Below are 18155 nucleotides of genomic sequence, written 5' to 3'. Positions count from 1 at the left end.
GGTCAGTGGCGGGCGGCGGCGTAGCGGTCCTCGTTCGGCATGAGCACCCACAGCACCAGGTAGACGATCACCTGGGTGCCGGGTAGCAGCAGCGACAGCAGGAACAGCAGCCGGATCATGTTGGCGGAGGTGTTGAACCGGCGGGCCAGGCCGACGCAAACCCCGGCGAGCATGCGCCCCTCGCGGGGCCGGACCAGTTTGCGACTCATCGTCGTACTCCCACTCTGCGGCGTACCCGCCGCTTCTGTGTTCCACGGTAGGAACGGACGACCGCCCCGCCCTCCGTCCCGAGGGGGATCCCGCGACCCCGGTCCCGTAGGTGCTTACCCGGGCACCCCCGCCGTGACGCCTCCCCGCCCCGCGCCTCCCCGCCCCGCGCCTCCCCGCCCCGCGCCTCCCCGCCCCGCGCCTCCCCGCCCCGCGCCGCCCCGCGCCGCGCTGCCCCGCCCCGCCCCGCGCCGCGCTGCCCCGCCCCGCCCCGCGCCGCGCCGGATCGCGCTAATTCAGGGAAAGAGTGGCCTCGCGGGGGTGCGGAGACCACTCTTTCCGTGAATTAGGCGCGGATCTTGACGCTGCGGTGGGGGCGGCGTGCGGGGACTGGAGGGGGGTGACCTGGGCGGGTAGGCTGGCCGGTTGGGCCGTCCACACCCGGACGGCGGTGGGACGGCCGACCCGACCGGGGGAGGCCGCGACCGGGCCGGGCCCGCACTGCGGGGTCGACGGCGAGGAAGTGCACATGATCAGCGTTTTCGACCTATTCAGCGTGGGCATCGGGCCGTCCAGCTCGCACACCGTGGGCCCGATGCGGGCCGCCCGGACGTTCGTCACCGGGCTCAAAGCCGACGGGCTGCTCACCGCGACGGCCCGGGTGCGGGCCGAGCTGTTCGGCTCGCTCGGTGCCACCGGCCACGGCCACGGCAGCGACCGGGCGGTGCTGCTCGGGCTGGAGGGCGAGGCGCCGGAGGCGGTCGACACCGACACCGTCGGGCCCCGGGTGGCGCGGATCCGGGCCGAGCGGCGGCTGGGCCTGCTCGGCGTCCAGGAGATCGACTTCGACCCGGACCGGGACCTGATGCTGCACCGGCGTCGGTCGCTGCCGTACCACCCGAACGGGATGACCTTCGTCGCGTACGACGCCGCGGGGGCGCAGCTGCGGGAGCGGACGTACTACTCGGTCGGCGGCGGGTTCGTGGTCGACGAGGAGGCGGCCGGGGCGGACCGGATCGTCCCCGACACCGCCCGGGTCCGGTACCCGTTCCTGACCGGGGCCGAGCTGCTGCGGGTCAGCGCCGGCAACGGGTTGTCGATCAGCCAGGTGATGCTCGCCAACGAGCTGTCCCGGCGCACCGAGGGCGAGGTGCGCGACGGGCTGCTGGAGATCTGGCGGGTGATGCGGGAGTGCGTCGAGCAGGGCTGCGAGCGCGACGGCGTGCTCCCGGGTGGGCTGAAGGTGCGGCGGCGCGCGGCGGAGCTGCGGCGCAGCCTGGAGGCGGACACCGGGACCACCGACCCGCTGCGGGTGATGGACTGGGTGACCCTGTTCGCGCTCGCGGTCAACGAGGAGAACGCGGCCGGCGGCCGGGTGGTCACCGCCCCGACCAACGGCGCTGCGGGGATCATCCCGGCGGTGCTGCACTACTACACCCGGTTCGTGCCGGGGGCGTCCGACGAGGGCGTGGTCCGGTTCCTGCTGGCGGCCGGGGCGATCGGCGTGCTGTTCAAGGAGAACGCCTCGATCTCCGGTGCCGAGGTGGGCTGCCAGGGCGAGGTCGGCTCGGCCTGCTCGATGGCCGCCGCCGGGCTCGCCGAGGCCCTCGGCGGGACGCCCGAGCAGGTGGAGAACGCGGCCGAGATCGGCATGGAACACAATCTCGGGCTCACCTGCGACCCGGTCGGTGGCCTGGTGCAGATCCCCTGCATCGAGCGGAACGCGGTGGCTAGCATCAAGGCGATCACTGCCGCCCGGCTGGCGTTGCGCGGCGACGGGGTGCACCACGTCTCGCTGGACAAGGTGATCAAGACGATGCGTGAGACCGGCGCCGACATGAAGGTCAAGTACAAGGAGACGGCGCGGGGCGGCCTGGCCGTCAACGTGATCGAGTGCTGATCCGGCGAGGAGGCGGGGGTGACGTCTGGCGTCGGGGCGCTGTGGGCGCACCGGAACTCGCTGCGCATTCTCGTCCGGCGCGACTTGGCGGTGAAGTACCAGCAGTCGGTGCTCGGGTACCTCTGGTCGCTGATCGAGCCGCTCGGCATGGGGGCGATCTACTGGTTCGTCTTCGGGGTGCTCTACTCCGGCGACACCAGCCGGCACCTCGGGCAGGCCGCCGCGTCGTACCCGCTGTTCCTGATCACCGGCATCTTCGCCTGGATGTGGACCAGTTCGGCGCTGAGCGAGGCGACCAACGCGCTGACCGGGCAGGCCCGGCTGATCACCACGCTGAACGTGCCGCGCCAGGTCTTCCCGATCAGCCGGATCACCGGCCGGTTCGCCGAGTACGCCGCCGGCCTGCCGATCCTGGTCGCCATCGCCGCCGTCTACGTGGCGCGCGGTGAGGTGCACCCCGGGTGGTCGGTGCTCGCCCTGCCGCTCGCTGTCGCAGTCCAGGCGGTGCTGCTGGTCGGGCTGGCGTTGCTGCTGTCGGCGCTCAACGTGTTGATGCGCGACATCGAGCGGTTCATGCGGCTGCTGATCCGGCTGTTGTTCTACGCCACCCCGATCATCTACCCGCTCAGCCTGGTCCGGGAGTCCACCATGCCCGGCTGGGTGAAGACCGGGTACGAGCTGAACCCGCTGGTCGGCATCTTCCAGCTCCACCACGCGGTCTGGTACCCGGACCAGTTCCCCGACGCCCGGCTGCTGACCACCACGATCGTGGCGAGCCTGCTGGTGCTGGTGGCCGGCTGGTGGGCGTTCCGCCGGCTCGAACCCGCCGTGCTCAAGGAGCTGTGATGACGGCGCTCAGGGAGCTGTGATGGCGGAACCGATCATCGAGGCGGACGGCCTCGGCATCCGGTTCGTCCGCAACCGGCGGCGGCAGCTGCGGCTGCGGGAGTTCTTCATCCGACCGGGTGACCGGTCGGCCGACGCCGGCCGGTTCTGGCCGCTGCAAGACGTGTCGTTCTCCGTCGCGGCCGGCGAGACGGTCGGGGTGGTCGGCCGCAACGGCACCGGCAAGAGCACCCTGTTGCGGCTGATCGCCGGGGTGCTGATCCCCGACGAGGGACGGATCCGGGTCCGTGGCGACGTGGCGCCGCTGCTGGAGCTGTCCGCCGGCTTCTCCAACGACCTGACCGGGCGGGAGAACCTGTACCTCGTCGGCGGGCTGCACGGGCTGTCGTCGGGCTATCTGCGCGAACACTTCGACGAGATCGTCTCCTTCGCCGGTGAGCAGGTGGAACGGGCCATCGACGCGGCGGTGCGGCACTACTCCTCGGGGATGAAGGTGCGGCTCGGTTTCGCCATCATCTCGCACCTGCCGCACCCGATTCTGCTCATGGACGAGGTGACCGCGGTCGGGGACGCGGAGTTCCGCGAGAAGTGCTATGCGACGATCGACCGATTGCTGGGGGAGGGACGCACACTGGTGCTGGTGTCACACAACGAAAAGGATCTGACCCGGTTCTGCCGTCGAGGGCTGTACCTCGACGCCGGGCGGCTGACCGTCGACGGGACGATCGCCGAGGCGCTGGACGCGTACAACACTGCGGTTCCGCGGTGACGCTCGCGATCGTGCTCGCCGCCGGTTCGCCGGCCGCGGGCCTGCCGACACGCGCCGGGGCGACGCTCGCCGACCGGCTGGCCGACCAGTGGCGCCGGGCCGGTGCGAGTCAGGTGCGGCACGCCGCCGACCTGGCCGAGCTGGCCACCCTCGCCGACGCCGCGACCGGGCCGGTGATCGTCAGCGGGGCGGACCTGGTGGCGCACACCGCCGTACTGCGGCACCTGGCCACCAGCCCGGTCGGGCCGACGGTGGCCCTGGTGCTCACCGACCCGCCGGCCCCCGGCCGGGCCGTGGTGCGCGAGGAGCGCGGCCAGGTGGTCGCCGCCGGCGTTGACGGGCAGCTCGAAGGCGGTGCGACCGGGGTGTTCGGCGGGGCGCTGCGGGTGGGGGTGGACGACCTGCCGGCCCTGGCCGCCGCCGCCCGGGCCGCCGAGGCGGACGGGTCGCCGGCCGGCACAGCCCTCGGGCCGGCAACGGCCGGGCCCGAGGTGGACCGGTTGTTCGCCGGCCTCACCGCGCTCGGCACGCTGACCTTCGCCCACCGGGTACGCCTGCTCGTCGCCCACCGGGTCGCCGACCCGGCGGGGCTGGCCGCCGCCGAGGCGGCCCTCGGGGCGGTCGACGAGGACAGGGCCGAGCTGCGGCTGTCGGTGAAGGAGAAGGACGACTTCTTCACCACGTACTTCGTCAGCACCTGGTCCCCGTACGTCACGAAGGCGTCGGCGTGGCTCAAGCTGACCCCGACCGGGGTCACCGCGATCTCCGTGCTGTTCGCGGTCGCCGCGGCGGTGCTGTTCGGCGTCGGCGGCCGGCCCGCGCTGGTCACCGGCGCGGTGCTGCTCTACCTCGGCTTCATGCTGGACTGCGTGGACGGGCAGCTCGCCCGCTACACCCGGCACTTCAGCGCGTGGGGCGGCTGGCTGGACACCATGGCCGACCGGGCCAAGGAGTACATGGTCTACGCCGGCCTCGGCTACGGGGCGACGGCCGCCGGCTACCGGTACGGCTGGGCGCTGGCCATCGCCGCGATGACGTTGCAGACCGTCCGGCACATGACCGACACCTGGTACGGGGTGCTGCACGACGAGGCGGCCCGCCGGCCGAGGACCGCCGCCACGGGCGGCGGCGGGATCGGCGACAAGCTGAACGCCGCGTCGACGCGGGTGCAGGCCGACACGGGGTCGCTGTCGTACTGGCTGAAGCGGACGGTGGTTTTCCCGATCGGGGAGCGGTGGGCGCTGATCGCGCTGACCGTCGCGCTGTTCGACCCGCTGGTCAGCCTGGTCGCGGTGCTGGCCTGGGGGGTGCTGGCGTTCGCGTACACGGGTGCGCTGCGTACCCTGCGGGCCCGCTGGATGCGGGTGCCGGTGCTGGACACGGTCGACGCCACCCTGCACCGCGACGACGGCCCGCTCGCGGCCCGGTTCCCGGCGCTGCGCCCGGTGGGCCCGCTGACGCTGGCGGTGATCGGCGCCCTCGGCCCGGCGGCGCTGCTGGTCGCGGGCCTGCTGCGGGCGGGTGGGGACGGCGACCCGGCCGGCCTGCGTTGGGCGGTGCCGGCGGCCCTGCTGGTGCTGCTGGTCGCCGGCCTGGGCGCCGGGGCGGCGCACAACGGCCCGCTGGACTGGTTGGTCCCGGCCGCGCTGCGGGCCGGCGAGTACCTGTTCGCCGTCGCGGTCGGCGTGGTCGCCGGGGTGCCGGCGTGGGTCGTCTTCGGGTACGTCTTCGTGCTGACCCTGCACCACTACGACCTCACGGCCCGGTTGGAGAAGCGGCAGGCGGCCCCGCCGCTGCACCCGTGGACGCTGGGCTGGGAGGGGCGCTCGGTGCTGCTGGCCATCGCGGCGATCGTCGGATTCGCGGCTGTTGTGATGGCTACACTCGGTACGTACCTGTTCATGGTTTTCGTCGGGAGCGTGGTCCTGGCCTGGGTCGTCCTGCCCGCCCGCGCCCGGCGGGCCGCGGGCGTCCCGGCGCGTGGAGGCGTCCGCCAGCCGGGCTGACGTGGGGGGGCCGGTCGATGGCGCTGATCAGCTTCGTCGTACCGGCCTACCGGGTGCAGGCGTACCTGAGCGAGTGCCTCGACTCGATCCTCGGCCAGCCGTTCGACGACGTCGAGGTGATCGGCGTCGATGACCACTCGCCGGACGGCGGCGGCGACATCCTGGCCGACTACGCGGCCCGGGACCACCGGGTCCGTGCCGTCCGGCTGACCGAGAACGTCGGCCTGGGTCCGGCCCGCAACGCCGGGCTGGACCTGGCCGGCGGCGAGTACGTGTGGTTCGTCGACGGCGACGACTGGCTGGCCCGGGACTGCCTGGCTGAGGTGGCCGCCCGGCTCCGGGCCACCCGCCCGGACGTGCTCGTCGTCGACCACGTCCGGGTGCGGTGGGACGAGCGGCCGACCCGCAGCGCGATGCGGGACGTCTTCCCCGAGCCGCTCGGACCGGCCACCTTCCGGCTGCGTGAGCGGCCGGAGACGCTGCGGCTGCTGCACACCGCGTGGAACCGGCTGGTCCGCCGGGAGTTCCTGGTCGACCTCGGGCTGCGCTTCGAGCCCGGCTGGTACGAGGACGTGCCGTTCAGCTTCCCGGTGCTGATGGCCGCCGAGCGGATCGGGGTGCTGGACCGGGTCTGCGTCAACTACCGGCAGCGCCGGGCCGGCGCGATCACCCGGACCCGGGGGGACCGGCACTTCGAGGTGTTCGTCCAGTGGCACCGGGTGTTCCGGCTGATGGACCAATGGGCGCCGGCCGTCGACGGCCTGCGCCCGGCGATCTTCGAGCGGATGATCTGGCACTACCTGACCGTGCTCGGCAACGGCGAGCGGATCGCTCCCGAGCTGCGGCCCGCCTTCTTCGCCCAGATCACCGCCGACCACGCCCGCTTCCGACCGCCCGGGGGCCATCCGATGCCGGAGGGGGTGGAAGGGCTCAAGCACCGGCTGGCCGCCGCCGGCCGGTGGCGCACGTTCAGCGCCCTGCGGGCGGCCAACCACACCCGGGACGCCACCCGGCGGCAGGTCCGCCGGGCGAGGCCGGTGGCCCGGCGGGCCGCCCGACTGGGCCGCGACGCGCTGCTGGGCCAGTACTACCGGGCCGAGCTGCGCCGCCCGCTCGACCCGACGCTGGCCGTCTACGCGGCGTACTGGTACCGCGGGTACGCCTGCAACCCGGCGGCGATCTACGAGGCGGCCCGCCGGCTGGCACCGCAGGTCCGCGGGGTGTGGGTGATCCGGCGGGACCGGGTCGGTTCCCTCCCGGCCGGGGTGGAGTTCGTGGTGGCCGGCAGCCGCGAGTACCACCGGGTGCTGGCCCGGGCCACCTGGCTGGTCAACAACGTGAATTTCCCCGACTTCGTGCGCAAGCGGCCGGGCTCGGTGCACGTGCAGACCCACCACGGCACCCCGGTCAAGGTGATGGGGCTGGACCAGCAGCGCTACCCGGCCGGCGCGGTGGGGATGGACTTCGCGAAGCTGCTTCGCCGGGCGGACCGATGGGACTACAGCCTCTCCGCGAACAGCTTCTCCACGCAGATGTGGGAGCGGGCGTACCCGGCCGCGTACACCACGCTGGAGGTCGGGTACCCGCGCAATGACCGGCTGGCCACCGCCACCCCCGCCGAGGTGCGCGAGGTGCGTTCCCGGCTCGGCCTCGCCCCCGGCGACCGGGTGGTGCTCTACGCCCCGACCCACCGCGAGCACCTGCCCGGGTACCGCCCGCCGTTCGACCCGGACGTGCTGCTCGACACGCTCGGCCCGGCCGGCCGGCTGCTGATCCGCAGCCACTACTTCCACGATCGGGACCGCCGGCCGCCGGGTCCGGTCCTCGGCCCGGGTGGCGCCCGGATCCGGGACGTCAGCGACCATGACCGGGTCGAGGACCTCTACCTCGCCGCCGACGTGCTGGTCACCGACTACTCGTCGGCGATGTTCGACTACGCCGTGCTGGACCGGCCGATCGTCGTGTACGCGCCGGACTGGACGGCGTACCGGCTGGCCCGGGGCGTCTACCTGGACCTGCTCGCCGAGCCGCCCGGCGCCGTGACCAGCAGCTTCCCCGGTCTGCTCGACCTGTTCCGCTCCGGCGCGGTCGACGCCCCCGCCGCGACCGCGGCCCGGGAGCGGTTCCGGGCCCGGTTCTGCGCCCTGGACGACGGCCACGCCGCCGAGCGGGTCGTCCGCCGGGTTTTTCTCGGCGAACCGGGCTGAACCCTGCCGGCGTAATAGGCCTGTCACGAGCCGAACATGGCACGTTTACCCGATGTGCGGACCCGATGATCCTGGTCACATTCATTCGGGTACGGCCGACGAGCTGGGGGAGGAGACGGTGACAACCGTCGCGCTCAAGGATGTGACCAAGGTTTTCCCGGACGGGACGGTCGCCGTCGACAAGATCAACCTGGACGTGAACGACGGTGAGTTCATGGTCCTGCTCGGGCCGTCCGGGTGCGGGAAGTCCACCGTGCTGCGGATGGTGGCCGGGCTGGAGGATCCGAGCTCCGGAGCGGTCCTGCTCGACGGTGAGCTGGCAAACGACCTGCAGCCCCGGGACCGGAAGATCGCCATGGTGTTCCAGGACTTCGCCCTCTACCCGCACATGACGGTGGGGGACAACATCGCCTTCCCACTGCGGCTGGCCGGGGTCGATGCCTCGCCGCGCGACGAGCGGGTCGCCGACGTGGCCAGCGCGCTGGGCATCGGCGACGTGCTGGGCCGCAAGCCCAGCCAGCTCTCCGGCGGGCAGCGCCAGCGGGTCGCGATGGGCCGGGCCATCGTCCGCCGGCCAGGGCTCTTCCTGATGGACGAGCCGCTGTCCAACCTTGACAGCGGGCTACGGGCGGAGCTGCGGGCGGAGATCTCCGGCCTGACCCGCGAGCTGGGCGTCAGCACCATCTACGTCACCCACGACCAGGCCGAGGCTCTGACCATGGCCGACCGGGTGGCAATCATGCGCAAGGGCGTGCTCCAGGACGTGGGCACCCCCACCCAGGTGTACGGCCGCCCGGCCACCCTCTACGTGGCCGCGTTCCTCGGCAGCCCCCGGATGAACCTGCTGGAGGCGTCCGTCTACGTCCACCTCGACCGGTACGTCGCGCTGAAGATCGGCGAGCAGTCGCTCTACCTGCCCTGGACCGACATCCGCAGCCGGGCCGTCGCGCACTACCACGGCGAGCGGATCGTCGTCGGGATGCGGGCCGAGGCGCTCACCCCGGTCGCCCCGGACGCCCCGGGCGACGTGCTCCGGGGCCGGATCCGCTACCTGGAGCACCACGGTCACGAGTCGCTGGCCTACCTCGACATCGGTGCCACCGCCATCGTGGTGGACGAGATGGGCAGCCGGACCGAGGACACCGACGGCGGCCAGCGCGGCCGACGCCGGTTCGGGCAGGTCATACAGCGGCTCACCGGCCGGGGTGCTGAGCCGGGACCATCTTCCGACGAGACCGGCCGGGGCAACCGGGCCAGCGTGCTCAACGACCAGGGCCGGCACCACCGCCGCCCGGCGGAGCTGGGGGTCCGGCTCGCGCCGTACCCGGGGGTCTCCGCCGGTCATCCGCTGGCCGTCTCGGTGCGCCTGGACGCGCTGCACTTCTTCGACGAGCGCGGCGACCGGATCGACGTGGGCTGGCGCTGACCTCCCGGACGGGGTGGCGGGTGGGCAGGTCGGTGCCCTACGGTCAGCGGACCTCGTCCACAAAGCACGGTGTGAGAAAGGGGTCTGCCAGTGTCGGCTGACCGTCCCAGTCCGCTCGTCATCGAGCGCATCCTGCGCGACCGGCAGGGCATCTGGCAGCAGATCGTGGCCGACCGCGATCTCAACGGCCTCACCATGCGGATGCTGGCCAGCTCCGGCATCGCCCTCGCCTGCTACGGCGCGGTGCTCGGCGCGTTCCACAGCGTGCTGATGGCGCTGACCTCGGCGGTCAAGCTGCCGCTGCTGTTCCTGGTCACGCTCGCCATCTGCCTGCCCACGCTCTACCTGTTCAACCTGGTCTTCGGGGCCCGACTGTCGGTGCGACAGTCGCTGGCGCTGGTGATGGTGGCGGTCACCGTCACCTCGATGCTGGCCGTGGCGTTCGCGCCGATCAGCCTCTTCTTCCTGATCACCGCACCCGACTACGGCTTCTTCAAGCTGCTCAACGTCGCCATCCTGACGCTGAGCGCGGTGGTCGGGCTGCGCTTCCTGACCGGCGGCATGCAGGTGCTCAACGCCCACGGCCTGCTCGCCCCGGCCGCCCCGGCCCCGGCGCTCGTGTCCGCCCCGGCGGCCCCGGCACAGCCCGCCCCGACTCCCGTGCCGGTGGCGGCCGGTGCCAACGGAGCCGCCGTCGAGGCCGTGCCCGCCGTCGTGGGTGCCCCCGTCGCCGAGGCTGCCGCCCCCGCCCAGGTGGTTGCGGCACCCGGCCCGATGGCCGTCGCCCCCGGTCACCCCGGCCCGATGGCCGTCGTCGGTCACCCCGGCCCGATGGCCGTCGCACCCGGTCACCCCGGCCCGGGGCTGCTCCCCGCCGGGTACCCGCCGGCGCAGTACCGGCACTGGCCGGAGCCGGCGGTCCGGCGTCCGGCGGCCGAGCGGCCCGCCAGCATGACCCTGCTGTACGTGTGGATCCTGCTCTTCGGCTTCGTCGGCACCCAGCTCGCCTGGACGCTCCGCCCGTTCTTCGGCAGCCCCGGCGAGGGCTTCGCTCTGTTCCGCAGCATCGAGGGCAACTTCTACGCCGAGATCATCCGCACCATCGGCAACCTCTTCTAATAGCGCTTTGTCAGGTTGGCGTGTCGCTGCGTGGTTCGGGTAGTTCGATGTTGGGGGGTGACCCCTGATGAGCTTCCGTTGTGCGGCAACGGCCTGAGGCGTTCGCCGGAGACGTGTTCACCCCCGCTGGTCCGGTCGGATCAGCGCGCCAGGGGTGAGACGTATCTGCGGGGGCTGCTGCCGGACGTCACACTGCTACGCCACCTGCGGAATTCATGCTGTGCCGATCTCCCCGAAGATCCATGAATCGAGATGTATAGTCCTCGCATGAAAAAGAGACTTGCTCTGTTCGCGATGTCGGCTACCGCCGTTGCCACGTTCGCCATCGCCAGCCCGGCACATGCGCTGGTGTGGATCTCGATGGGGCCATACCCGACCCAGGCCGCCTGCCAGGCCGAACGTGCCGAGTTCAGCAACACCTACAACGTGCAGCAGTGTCTGTACCGCGACCTGACGGGAACGCTGAACGACGGCTGGCACTTCAAGTACGCCCCCGAGTTCTAGCGATGGGCAGGAAGCCGGCCGGTGATGCGGAGCGGGCGGCTTCCCCCCGGTGGCTGCGGCCAGAGCGGCGATGCCGTCCGCAAGTTCTAACCGACGTGCCACTTCTGATTTTCGCTGCCGTTGCAGTCCCAGAGGTTGAGCCAGACACCGTTGGCGGGGTCGCCGCCGGGCACGTCGACGCATTTGGCCGGGACGGTGCCGAGGCTGACCAGGTCGCCCGCGCTGTTCAGGTCGAAACGCTGCTTCGCGCTGCCCGTGCAGGTGGCGATCCGTAGGTGTGGGCCGTTGCTGGTGTCCGTGATCTCAAGGCACTTGCCCACCACCCGAAGCGTGCGGTCTGCGGCGAGGGTGAACTGCTCCCCGGCGGCGCCGTGGCATTCCCACGTCTGGATTTTGGCAGTTGTGGTCGGGGAGCTGTCCGGTACGTCGATGCACGTGCCGCTGCCGTTGTTGATGATGGATCGGTTGGTGAACCGGGGCTTTGCCGAGGTGCTGCTCTTGGCGGGCTTCGGTGACCTCGGCGGGGTGACGCTGACGCGAGGGGAGGGCGAAACGCTCCTGCTCGGCCTGGCAGACGTCGATGCTCCGCCCGGTGATGCCGGGGCCTGCTGCGCGCGGAATCCCTCCAGGATCAGCGAGAGAGCGCCCTGCTCGGCCGCCCACGCATTGTCCGGTGTGATCCAATCAATCACGTATGCCTGGCCGTTTTCGGCGACGAAGGTGCGGCTGAGGGCGTGCATCCGCGTCCCACCGGCGGCGGTGTAGGTCCATTCGCGGTCCACCGCCCGCGCCCGGTAGTTCACCTTGTGCAGGTGGGCCTGTTCGTACTCCGGATACTTCGTGGTCTCGCGGTCCGCCGCCTCCGCGGCTCGGGCGTCCGCCAGGAGATCGGCCTTCGGCGTGCCCAGAGCGCCGATGGCCAGCACGCGACGGCTGCCCAGTTCGTGGAACTCGACGCGCGTGCCGTCGCGGAGCTGCTGCCAGCCGTCCGGGACCGGTATCGAGAAGCGGGAGTCCTCGGTGTAGTAGTGCCATCCGGCCATCGGCGCGTTGGTCGGTGAAGCCGACGTGCCGAGCACCGGGTCGTGCTTGGCGTCGTCGGCCAGGGCGTTGCTGATGAGCGGTTGAACCGCGATGACGCCGACAAGGCCCACGGCCGCGACGGCGGCGATCAGCCAGCGATTTCGCCTCGTGGCGGCGGTGGTGGTCGTGGCGGCGGTGGTGGTGGTCGTGGTGGCGGTCGGTGTCTGGGCCGGCCTGTCCGGCGGGGCCATGGTGACGGACGGCTTCGGGGTCGACTGGTCCTGCGTCGCCGTCTTCGCCGTCGTGCCCGTCGGTGTCGTGCCCGTCGCCGTCGTGCCCGTTGGCGTCGGGCTTGCCGACGCCTGCGCTGGTGCCAGGGACGGTTCCTCGGGTACCGCCTGGCGCAGGAGTCGCTCGGCTTCCTCGGCGTCGATCCGCCGGCTCGGGTCCTTGCGCAGCAGCCCTTCGAGGGCCGGGGTCAGCGCACCCGCACGCTGGGGTGGCGTCGGCGAATCGGTCGCGATGGCGGTCAACGTCGCGATCGCCGACGACCGCGCGTACGGCGGTTTCCCCTCCACGGCGGCGTAGAGCGTCGCGCCGAGCGACCACAGGTCGGCCGCAGGGCCGATCACGCCGTCGGTGAGCCGCTCCGGCGGAAGGTACGAGGGCGACCCGAGCACGATCCCGGTTCGGGTCATGCCCGGGTCGTCAGGTGCGGTGGCCAGCCCGAAGTCGGTCAGCACCACCCGGCCGTCATCGGCGAGCAGCACGTTCGCCGGCTTGACATCCCGGTGCAGCAGTCCGGCCCGGTGGGCGGCGCGCAGCGCGGCGAGCAGGGCCAGGCCGATCCGCGCCACCTGGGCCGGCGTCAGCGGGCCGTTCTCGGCCAGCACCGTGTGCAGCGACCGGGAAGGGACGAACTCCATCACGATCCAGGGCTCGCCGTCGGCATGCAGCACGTCGAAGATCCGTACCACATTGCTCTGGTCCAGCCGCGCAATCGCCCGCGCCTCGCGCATGGACCGCTCGCGCATCTCCCGCCGCTCGTCGTCCGTCAGACCCGGTGGCGGCAGCAGTTCCTTGATCGCCACATCCCGGCGTAGCGTCTCGTCGCGGGCCAGCCAGACCCGTCCCATGCCGCCCTGCCCGAGGGGACTGACAAGCCGGTATCGGCCGGCGATCGAACGCTGTGGAGTGTCGGACACAGCCAGGACCGTACCTGCGCGGCGTGCGAACTTTTTGCCCGGGCAGTTGCCCGAAAAGCGACAGTCAGATCCATCACCCGTGCCCGGTGAGGCCACGAACCGGGCGAACAGTTCGCCCGGGGCGGGTCCGTCGTCCGGGTTGAGCCGGTACAGGTCCCGGACCGCCTCGTAGTACAACCCGCTCAGGTAGATCGACAGGCCGACCTGGTTGTCGGCGTAGTCCACCTTGAGCAGCAGTCGGGCCTCCGCACACGGCCAGGGCTGCCCGCAGGCGCGGCAGCACCACAGGGGGCGCAGCGGCGTGTGGGGTCGGGCGTGCGGCGGGTACGCCCGGGGGCGGTCCGCCTTCGGCCCGTCGCCCGGTTGCGGGAGTTGGTGGCTGATCAACGGGTCTCCTTCGTCGGTGGGAGGGGCCCGCCCCGCCAGGGGGAGTGGAGGGGCGGGCCCGCGCGGTCGCGCCGCGTTCCCGGGGGTGGAAGCGGCAGCGGCTCCGCTGCGTGACAGTGTGCTGATAGCGGGAATACTGTCGGAAGCCGTTCCGCCCCCACCAGCCCGGCCGTCCGAATCGGCCGGCGCACGTGTGCAGAGGTGTGCAGATGAACCGGATGCCCATGTTGGAACTGTTCGCCGGGGAGCTGCGCCGCCTGCGGTCCGGCGCGGGCCTGTCGCAGGAGGCCCTCGGCGAGCGGGTGAACTACTCGGCGTCGCTGGTGGCGGCGGTCGAGCAGTGCCGCCGCCCGCCCCGGGAGGAGTTTCACCCAGCGCTGCGACGAGGCGCTGCGGGCCGACGGGCTGCTGCTCCGGATCCGGGAGACGCTGGTGCGGGAGAGCCTGATGCCGTGGTTCCGCGAGTGGGTGACGATCGAGCAGGAGGCGACCGCGCTGCGCAGCTTCGAGCCGCTGGTGGTGCCGGGCCTGCTCCAGACCGAGGGGTACGCCCGCGCGCTGTACGGGGGGGCGAGCCAGCTCGTCGGCGACGAGATGGAGCAGCAGGTCGCCGCCCGAGTGGCGCGGCAGGCGGTGCTCGACCGGACCGCCCCGCCGCAGCTCGTGAGGTCGATCGCGATCGGGCTCGGTGCCACGGCGGAGATGATGCTGGCCCTGCTGATGCTGGCGGAGGTCCTGGTCGGGGCGGCCGCCTTCGCGTTGATCAACCACATGGGCTGAGCGCCCGATGACGGGGCGGCGGGGAGTGGGGAGCGCCCTTGCCGGTCAAGTTACCGGGGAGTAACGTTCGGGCATGACCATCGACTCACGCCAGGTCGCCGCCGGCATGCTGGAGGCGGTGCCGTTCGCCCGGACCCTAGGGGTCGAATTCGTCGAGGTGGCCCCCGAGGCGCAGGGCGGGGTGCGCGCCGTGGTCCGGCTGCCCGACTCGCCGGCCACCCACAACCACGTCGGCGGTCCGCACGCCGGGGCGATGTTCACCCTCGGCGAGACCGCCTCCGGCGCGGTGGTGCTGGCCGCGTTCGGCCAACTCCTCGACCGCGCGGTGCCGCTGGCCGTGCGCGCGGAGATCGCGTACCGGAAGCTGGCGATGGGGCCGGTGCGGGCCACTGCGCGGCTCGGCCGGGCGGCGGCCGAGGTGATCGCCGAACTGGACGCCGGCCGGCGGCCCGAGTTCCCGGTCGAGGTCGAGATCGCCACCGAGGACGGCACGCCGACCTCGGCGATGACCGTGGTCTGGACGCTGCGCCCCAACCGCTGAGCGTGTCGCCACCCCGGCTCCCCGCGCGTCATGGGGTGAATCCGGTTTGCCGGGTCCGGCCGCTGGATAGATTCGTACCGTGCTGGGCCTGCCTGATCATGTGACCGCCTGTCTCTTCGATCTGGACGGCGTGCTGACCCAGACCGCCCGGGTGCACAACGCGGCGTGGACGCAGACGTTCGACGCGTTCCTCCGGCGGCACTCGGCGGCCGGCGGTGAGCCGTACCGGCCGTTCGACCCGGGGCCCGACTACAACCGGTACGTCGACGGCCGGCCCCGGGCCGACGGGGTGCGTTCCTTCCTGGCCTCCCGGGGGATCACCCTGCCCGAGGGCGGGCCCGACGACCCGCCGGAGGCGGACACCGTCAACGGGGTGGGCAACCGGAAGAACATCGTCCTGCTGGAGCGGCTCCGCACCGACGGGGTCGAGGTCTATCCGGGCTCGGTGACGTACCTGAAGGCGACGGCCGACGCCGGCTTGCGCCGCGCGGTCGTCTCGGCGAGCGCCAACTGCCGGCAGGTGGTCGCCGCCGCCGGGCTGGAGCCGCTGCTGGAGGCCCGGGTGGACGGGGTGGTCGCCCGCGAGCGGGGGCTGCGCGGCAAGCCGCACCCGGACACCTTCCTGGCCGGGGCGAAGCTGCTCGGGGTCGAGCCGGCCCAGGCGGCCGTCTTCGAGGACGCGCTGGCCGGCGTCGCCGCCGGCCGGGCCGGCGGGTTCGGCTACGTGGTCGGCGTGGACCGGGTGGGGCAGGCCGAAGAGCTGCGCGCACACGGGGCGGACGTCGTGGTGACGGACCTCGGCGACCTGATCGACAGGGAGACACCCACATGATCCGTGAACGCGCCTACCCGGTGGAGCCCTGGCACATCCGGGAGACCCGCCTCGACCTGGACGTGCTGGCCCAGTCCGAGTCGGTCTTCGCGCTCTCCAACGGGCACATCGGGCTGCGCGGCAACCTGGACGAGGGCGAGCCACACGGCCTGCCCGGCACCTACCTGAACTCCTTCTACGAGCTGCGCCCGTTGCCGTACGCCGAGGCGGGCTTCGGCTTCCCCGAGTCCGGCCAGACCATCGTCAACGTCACCAACGGCAAGCTGATCCGGCTGCTGGTCGACGACGAGCCGCTCGACGTCCGGTACGGCGAGCTGCTCGCCCACGAGCGGATCCTCGACCTGCGGGCCGGCACCCTGCACCGGGAGCTGCACTGGCGTTCCCCGGCGGGCCGGGAGGTCAAGGTCCGCAGCACCCGGCTGGTGTCGTTCACCCAGCGGGCGGTCGCCGCCATCAGCTACGAGGTGGAGGCGGTCGACGGGCCCATCCGGCTGATCCTCCAGTCCGAGCTGGTGGCCAACGAGACCCTCCCGGCGCAGAGCCGCGACCCCCGGGTGGCGGCGGTGCTGGAGTCGCCGTTGGTGGCCGAGGAGGAGCTGACCACAGGCGGCGGCGGTCTGCTGATCCACCGGACCAAGGTCAGCGGCCTGCGGGTGGCCGCCGCCATGGACCACGACGTGCACGGCCCGGAGCGCACCACTGTCCAGTCGGAGGGGTACGAGGACTGGGTCCGTACCACCGTCGGGTGCGTGCTCAAGCCCGGCGAGACGTTGCGGGTGGTCAAGTACCTGACGTACGGCTGGTCGAGCAAGCGGTCCCTGCCGGCGCTGCGCGACCAGGTCGGCGGGGCCCTCGCCGCGGCCCGCCTGGACGGCTGGGACGGGCTGCGCCGCGAGCAGCGGGAGTACCTGGACGAGTTCTGGGACGCCGCCGACGTGCGCGTCGAGGGTGACCCGGAGGTGCAGCAGGCGGTGCGGTTCGGCCTGTTCCACGTGCTCCAGGCCGGTGCCCGGGCCGAGCGGCGGCCGATTTCCGCGAAGGGCCTGACCGGCCCCGGGTACGACGGACACGCGTTCTGGGACACCGAGATGTTCGTGCTGCCGGTGCTCACCTACACCCAGCCGGGCGCGGTGCGCGACGCCCTGTACTGGCGGCACTCCACCATGGAACAGGCGCAGGACCGGGCCCGGACGTTGAACCTCGCCGGCGCGGCCTTCCCGTGGCGCACCATCGAGGGGCCGGAGTCGTCGGCGTACTGGCCGGCGGGGACGGCCGCGTTCCACATCGCCGCCGACGTCGCCGACGCGTTGCGCCGGTACATGCTGGTTACCGGCGACGAGGGGCTGGCGCGGGAGATCGGCCTGGAGCTGCTGGTCGAGACGGCCCGGCTGTGGCGTTCGCTCGGGCACCACGACCGGAACGGCCGGTTCCACATCGACGGGGTGACCGGCCCGGACGAGTACACCGCGGTGAAGAACGACAACATCTACACCAACCTGATGGCGCAGCGGAACCTGCTCACCGCCGCCGAGTACGCGATGCGGTTCCGGGACGAGGCGACCGACCTCGGGGTGACCGAGGAGGAGGCGGCGGCCTGGCGGGACGCGGCGAACGCGATGTGCGTCCCGTACGACGACGAGGTCGACGTGCACGAGCAGGTGGACGGATTCACCCTGCTCCAGGAGTGGGACTTCGAGCACACCCCCGCCGAGAAGTACCCGCTGCTGCTGCACTACCCGTACTTCGACCTGTACCGCAAGCAGGTGATCAAGCAGGCCGACCTGGTGCTCGCGATGCACTGGCGCGGCGACGCGTTCACCGACGAGGAGAAGCTGCGCAACTTCCTCTACTGCGAGCGGCGGACCGTGCGGGACTCGTCCCTGTCGGCGTGCACGCAGGCGGTGATGTCGGCCGAGGTCGGCTACCTGGAGCTGGCCCACCGGTACCTGCGCGAGGCCGCGCTGATGGACCTGCACGACCTGAACGAGAACACCCGCGACGGGGTGCACATGGCGTCGCTCGCCGGGGCGTGGATCGCCCTGGTCGCCGGGTTCGGCGGGCTGCGCGACCACGATGGGCTGCTGACGTTCGCGCCCCGGCTGCCGAGCGGGCTCACCCGGCTGGAGTTCTCGTTGCAGTGGCGGGGCATGCGGCTGCGGGTCGACGTCCGGCCGTACCAGACCACGTACGCGCTGCGGCACGGCTGCACCGACGACGTGGTGGAGCTGCGGCACCACGGCGAGAAGGTGCGGGTCACCTGCGCCGAGCCGGTCACCGTGCCGGTGCCGCCGTTCGACCAGCCCGGCCCCGAGCCGGAGCAGCCGCCCGGCCGGGCACCTCTGCTGCACCTGCCCGAGAACGTCAGTTAGGGCCTGGCGGCGGCTGACGTAAACTGTCAGCGAT

The 18155-nt window shown here is 72.4% G+C and carries 14 protein-coding genes and 1 pseudogene; 13 read left to right on the top strand and 2 right to left on the bottom strand.

Translation table 11 applies throughout. The features are described 5' to 3' along the window. Positions 1-2: 2 nt before the first annotated feature. A complete protein-coding gene (locus OG559_RS09105; protein WP_350884137.1) occupies positions 3-209 on the bottom strand; it encodes a PspC domain-containing protein in 207 nt (68 codons plus the stop codon). Positions 210-736: 527 nt separating this feature from the next. Here OG559_RS09105 and OG559_RS09100 point away from each other — a divergent pair. From OG559_RS09100 to OG559_RS09065, 8 genes are all read left to right on the top strand, one after another. Further along, a complete protein-coding gene (locus tag OG559_RS09100) occupies positions 737-2107 on the top strand; it encodes an L-serine ammonia-lyase (protein ID WP_405114250.1) in 1371 nt (456 codons plus the stop codon). An 18-nt stretch (positions 2108-2125) separates the two neighbouring features. Beyond that, positions 2126-2953 carry an ABC transporter permease gene (locus tag OG559_RS09095; RefSeq protein ID WP_405114248.1) on the top strand — a complete coding sequence of 276 codons (828 nt, stop codon included), beginning with the start codon at positions 2126-2128 and terminating at the stop codon, positions 2951-2953. Between the two features lie 22 nt (positions 2954-2975). Then, complete coding sequence (locus OG559_RS09090) at positions 2976-3722, top strand: ABC transporter ATP-binding protein (RefSeq protein ID WP_405114246.1); 747 nt, start codon at positions 2976-2978, stop codon at positions 3720-3722. Then, positions 3719-5728, top strand: a complete 2010-nt coding sequence (locus OG559_RS09085; RefSeq protein WP_405114244.1) for a DUF5941 domain-containing protein — start codon at positions 3719-3721, stop codon at positions 5726-5728. Before OG559_RS09090 ends, OG559_RS09085 begins: the two co-directional genes overlap by 4 nt. 17 nt (positions 5729-5745) lie before the next feature. Further along, positions 5746-7935, top strand: coding sequence for a CDP-glycerol glycerophosphotransferase family protein (locus OG559_RS09080; RefSeq protein WP_405114242.1), 2190 nt, complete (start codon positions 5746-5748; stop codon positions 7933-7935). Between the two features lie 118 nt (positions 7936-8053). Next, positions 8054-9361, top strand: a complete 1308-nt coding sequence (locus OG559_RS09075; RefSeq protein WP_405114240.1) for an ABC transporter ATP-binding protein — start codon at positions 8054-8056, stop codon at positions 9359-9361. 90 nt (positions 9362-9451) lie between these two features. Next, entirely contained in the window at positions 9452-10480 is a 1029-nt protein-coding gene (locus OG559_RS09070; RefSeq protein ID WP_405114238.1) for a hypothetical protein, read from the top strand. Between the two features lie 267 nt (positions 10481-10747). Further along, positions 10748-10984: a hypothetical protein gene (locus OG559_RS09065; protein WP_405114236.1), complete on the top strand. Its 237-nt coding sequence runs from the start codon at positions 10748-10750 to the stop codon at positions 10982-10984. An 86-nt stretch (positions 10985-11070) separates the two neighbouring features. Here OG559_RS09065 and OG559_RS09060 read toward each other — a convergent pair whose 3' ends face one another. After that, the gene (locus OG559_RS09060) at positions 11071-13212 is read right to left on the bottom strand and encodes a protein kinase domain-containing protein (protein WP_405116504.1); all 2142 of its coding nucleotides are present in this window, start codon (positions 13210-13212) and stop codon (positions 11071-11073) included. A 596-nt stretch (positions 13213-13808) separates the two neighbouring features. Here OG559_RS09060 and OG559_RS09055 point away from each other — a divergent pair. From OG559_RS09055 to OG559_RS09035, 5 genes and pseudogenes are all read left to right on the top strand, one after another. Then, positions 13809-13907, top strand: a pseudogene (locus OG559_RS09055) (XRE family transcriptional regulator); the annotation flags it as partial. A 124-nt stretch (positions 13908-14031) separates the two neighbouring features. After that, a complete protein-coding gene (locus OG559_RS09050) occupies positions 14032-14379 on the top strand; it encodes a Scr1 family TA system antitoxin-like transcriptional regulator (protein ID WP_405114234.1) in 348 nt (115 codons plus the stop codon). Positions 14380-14452: 73 nt separating this feature from the next. After that, complete coding sequence (locus OG559_RS09045) at positions 14453-14920, top strand: DUF4442 domain-containing protein (RefSeq protein ID WP_405114232.1); 468 nt, start codon at positions 14453-14455, stop codon at positions 14918-14920. A gap of 79 nt (positions 14921-14999) precedes the next feature. Then, complete coding sequence (locus OG559_RS09040) at positions 15000-15752, top strand: beta-phosphoglucomutase family hydrolase (protein WP_405114230.1); 753 nt, start codon at positions 15000-15002, stop codon at positions 15750-15752. Next, positions 15749-18121 (top strand): glycoside hydrolase family 65 protein, encoded by a 2373-nt coding sequence (locus OG559_RS09035; protein WP_405114228.1) that lies wholly within the window; start codon positions 15749-15751, stop codon positions 18119-18121. The genes OG559_RS09040 and OG559_RS09035 overlap by 4 nt, the downstream gene beginning before the upstream one ends. Positions 18122-18155: the final 34 nt, after the last annotated feature.

Source organism: Micromonospora sp. NBC_01405 (assembly GCF_045040155.1).
In the GTDB taxonomy this organism is placed as follows: domain Bacteria; phylum Actinomycetota; class Actinomycetes; order Mycobacteriales; family Micromonosporaceae; genus Micromonospora.
This window is presented reverse-complemented; position numbering and strand designations above follow the sequence as displayed.